General features: G+C 47.8%; 3 protein-coding genes. All 3 read right to left on the bottom strand.

Annotated elements, in window-relative coordinates:
- Window positions 1-122: 122 nt before the first annotated feature.
- Genes ACM0OZ_RS48240 through ACM0OZ_RS48250 form a run of 3 tightly spaced genes read right to left on the bottom strand, consistent with a single transcriptional unit; the run spans window position 123 to window position 3,302 of the window.
- Window positions 123-1,094 carry an ExeA family protein gene (locus ACM0OZ_RS48240; RefSeq protein ID WP_414590057.1) on the bottom strand — a complete coding sequence of 324 codons (972 nt, stop codon included), beginning with the start codon at window positions 1,092-1,094 and terminating at the stop codon, window positions 123-125.
- Window positions 1,084-2,727: an IS481 family transposase gene (locus tag ACM0OZ_RS48245; protein ID WP_414590059.1), complete on the bottom strand. Its 1,644-nt coding sequence runs from the start codon at window positions 2,725-2,727 to the stop codon at window positions 1,084-1,086. Before ACM0OZ_RS48245 ends, ACM0OZ_RS48240 begins: the two co-directional genes overlap by 11 nt.
- Window positions 2,728-2,738: 11 nt before the next feature.
- On the bottom strand, window positions 2,739-3,302 hold the full coding sequence (locus ACM0OZ_RS48250; protein ID WP_414590058.1) for a recombinase family protein: 564 nt from the start codon (window positions 3,300-3,302) through the stop codon (window positions 2,739-2,741).
- Window positions 3,303-3,529 lie beyond the last annotated feature (227 nt).

A 3,529-nucleotide genomic window follows, 5' to 3' on the forward strand; every position in this document is an offset into this window, starting at 1 on the left:
AATTATCTGCAATTGGGACAGAATTAACTGCAACCAGCCAGCAATAAGAAATTTGAGCCAGGATTAATTGCGACTAGATCAAAAAAAATTGTCGTCAAAAGATTAGTAATATTGATAACCCATTAAATAGGTAGTCCTGCGGCTAACATTTGTTCTTGTAATTCGCGGGTTCGGATGGGGTCGAGTTGTCCTTGTAACAAAGAGCGAATCTCAGATGGTTTGGCGTTTAACTGTTCAGACAGGCTTTTGACGTTATAGCCATGCCGCGTCAAAGTTGGCTCTAAGTCATCAATCTGCTTGGACAGAATCGACTCGACAACTGCCAATGTGACAGTTGATTCCCCCATGCGATGAGCTTCCTCGAAGGATAAAGATAAGTGCATTTCTATTTGAAGGGGTGTTCTCAACCGCACACAGAGTAGGTCAATCGCTTCTGCTGTGATTAAATTCTCCAGTAATGTTCCTTCCTTCGTGCAGGAAGAAAGCAGCCATTCAATGTACTGGCGTTGGCTACCCCCAATACTGTCGAGAGAAAAGATTGCTGTGCGGTAGCCGATTTCTTCCATCATGGGGCGACGTAAGTCATTTTTGAGTTTAGGATGGCCGGCCAGGATAATAGAAAGAATGCCCCCACTATCTTCCACCACTTCAATTAGGCGCTTGAGTCCGGTTAAGGTGCTGCTATGTAGGTCGTGGGCTTCATCTACAAACAGAGCAACTGGCTTCTTACCTTTGCGAATTAGCTCTTGCAGCTCCCTTTCTCGCTTTTCGCCCTGGCTGGGAATCTTGACTTCCTTATCCGATGACAAGTCGTAGAAGAGGGCAGCAATGAGCGTTGGTAAGGTCGCTCGATTTTTATCGACTGACAGAGATTTAGAAACCAATATCTTGCCTTCTTTCTTCAAGGCTTCTTGCAACCGCCGCAATGTCACAGTCTTGCCGCACCCAACAACGCCTGTTACGGCAATCATTTTCCCCTGTGGAATTGCCGCTTTAATTTCTTTGAACAACTGCCTTAAGTGGTCTGTTTCATAATATCCTGCCCGTCGAAATTCCTTAACCAAGCCATAAAATTCCATCACTTCAGTCAGCATCTTTGTTTTCCCGCCTTTGCTTAAAGTAGTGCCGCACTCGTTCCAAAATCACCTTTTTAGAAAGCGTTTGGGTTAAGAGTTCATCGATGAAAGCCCGTTCTTGCTCATCAAGTCTTGCTAGGGGTAGGGCAAGGCTGTCCGCAATGGCTCTTTTGGCAGCGAGGATGCTGGGATAGGTAAACTCCTGGAATGGGTCTGGATCTTGGAAAGGAATGATCACGGATTCACTTTTTGGCTGTGATGCAGCCAGAAATTGAAGTTCCTGGTTTCCTTCTAAGGCGGCCCGAGGCAAAACTAACCCTTGGGCCAGGGCAGCAATTCGGTCAGCTCGCTCTTGCGTTTTACTTTTCTTAAACTTGCGGTAGCGATGTAATGGAATCGGCCCGTCCACGGGCAGGTAAGGGCCATACCTAGTTCCATCTTTCTCCACATACAATTCATTGTCGAACAACCCCCACCAAAGGACAACAGTTTCTCCTGCCAAGTCGGGGTTTACTTCGTAAGCCACCCCTGCTACTGATACCCTGGCACAAGCATCCACCTTACGCTGTTCTGGCTCCCTGGCGAAAGTACAAAACCGCTCCCAGCTACACATTGACTGCAATCCCTTTGCTGGTAAGTGTAAAAGCCAATCCTCTAAACGAGAATGGTTTTCTTGGCGATGGGGCTGATTGTTGTAGTGCAGTAGATACTGGTGCAGCCAACGGTTGGCTTCTTGTTCCGTTTGGGGTTGGTGAAAGTGGTAGAGGGTTTCATGGGCTTCCTTCACTGTCCGAAACGGGCGTTCTACTTTGCCTTTCGCCCGAGCCGTAACCCGCCGCCCGTCTTTGCCATTGGGCAGATGAGTAACTAATTTTACTCCCAAACATTCCATGACGTTCTGAAACACCCGACTTTTGGCAATGGGGCCGTTGTCCGTATAAAGCATTTGCGGAATACCTTGAAACCCAAACCCTTCTAAGGTTTTGGCACTCATGGCGTTAAATAGGAAGCGCAAAGCCGCTTCTACGTCCTCTCCATAGACACAGTGGTATTCCTGATAACAGACCCCACTTCTGTCATCAACTACGCTGTAGAGCATCAATTGTGGGTTTCCCCGTCCTGGCTGAATCCAAGTAGGAAGATTAATGTGTTTCAAATCTGAGGGGCTGAGGTCAAAGTGCCAGCAATCATTGCTCATCTCGGCTTGAAAGCGCACCGCAGGAGGCTGGCGCGTCATCGAGGTGTGGTCGTAGCCCCAGGTTTTCAAGTAGTAGTTGACGGTACTTTTAGTCAACAATCCTTGAGGGGGCTGGACAAATCCATCGGGGGTTTCCATTCCGTACTCTTCTAGCAGTTGAATTGCCCTGGCGGTAGAGACGTGTCGTCCTTTCTTGTTGCTGGTACGGATTTTGAAAGCAGCAATTATTTCGCAGTAGCGTTCCATAAGGGCGGTTGATAACTTACGCGGTGTCCCCCGGTCACAACGGTGGGCTGCCTTAGGACGAGACCGCTCTCGCAATGCCCGATATAATGTGTCTAGTGACACACCGTAGCTAGTGGCTGCTTCTTCAATCAGTTTCCGTCGCTCCCGAGACCTTTGTGGGAATAATTCTAGTCTCTGCCGTAACTGAACTAACGCTTCTGAAGGAATCTGCTTACGGCTCATGGTGTTCCTTGAGCCTCCGCAATGTAGCTGTAAAGCGTTGGCTTAGAAATTCCCATTATTCGACAGATTTCTTCAATGGTGTGCTGACGCTCGTTATAGAGCTTGATAGCCAACTGACGCTTTGGCGCATCTAGTGCTTTGGGTCTTCCTCCCTTGCGTCCCCGCGCTCTAGCTGCTGTCAATCCTGCCTGGGTACGTTCTCGAATCAGGTTGCGCTCAAATTCTGCTAGTGCGCCAAACAGATGGAAGATTAATTTACCACTGGTCGAGGTCGTAGCTAGAGCCTCAGTTAAGCTGTGCAGTTCGATACCGCGCTCAGACAAGGTTTCCACCATCTGGATCAAATCTTTTAGGGAGCGTCCCAAGCGATCTAGTCGCCACACTACCAACACGTCTCCTGAGCGGGCCGCTTCTAAAGCTTTTGTTAATCCTGGACGGGCTACTCTTGCTCCGCTTAGTTTATCTTCATAAATCCGACTGCATCCTGCCTGCTTGAGGGCATCTCTTTGCAGGTTGAGATTTTGGTCGTCAGTGGAGACACGCGCGTAGCCAATGAGCATTTGGCAGTCAGGTTAGTTAAAAAACTCATTGCTTCTGATTATATCTTGCCTTAGATAATTTAACTGAGTTTTTTGACCAAGAGTTGACCGTGTTGAAGCGCTGCTAGAGGAGAAGGAAATGAGTAAAGAAAACCACCCTTTTCTTTACCAATAGTTGCAATTAATTCTGGCTCAATTTTTTTATTGCTGGCTGGTTGCAGTTAATTCTGTCCCAATTGCAGATAATC

It is taken from the genome of Scytonema sp. PCC 10023 (assembly GCF_963920835.1).
Lineage (GTDB): Bacteria > Cyanobacteriota > Cyanobacteriia > Cyanobacteriales > Nostocaceae > Kalymmatonema.